Below are 321 nucleotides of genomic sequence, written 5' to 3'. Positions count from 1 at the left end.
CTGCACTACGCCATTATTTTCTTTGTCATCGCCATCATCGCCGCCGTTCTGGGTTTCTCCGGAATTGCCGGCGCCGCAACGAACATCGCCTGGATCCTGTTCGTGGTGTTCCTGATCCTTGCCGTGATCTCGATGTTCCGCAAGCGAGGCTAGCCGGTAGTGCCGGCCGCTGGCCGGCATCGCTTTCCGCAGAGTCGAGCCATGCTCGACTCTGCGGGCGATCACCACGTTACACAGCGCTCTGCAGCCCGCGATCGGCCTCATGGCGCTCCAGCGCCAGTTCGATCAGGCGGGTGATCAGCGTGGTGTAGTCGATGCCGC

The 321-nt window shown here is 62.0% G+C and carries 1 protein-coding gene; it reads left to right on the top strand.

What is annotated here, in order from left to right; all coding sequences use genetic code 11:
• Positions 1-153, top strand: a 153-nt coding sequence (locus tag EN850_RS34980; RefSeq protein ID WP_246689333.1) for a DUF1328 domain-containing protein, incomplete at its 5' end; no start/stop codon positions are given.
• Positions 154-321: the final 168 nt, after the last annotated feature.

The organism is Mesorhizobium sp. M8A.F.Ca.ET.207.01.1.1 (assembly GCF_004794715.1).
Taxonomy (GTDB): Bacteria; Pseudomonadota; Alphaproteobacteria; order Rhizobiales; family Rhizobiaceae; genus Mesorhizobium.
Note: the sequence above shows the minus strand (reverse complement) of the source record. Positions and strands in the feature narration are given on the sequence as shown.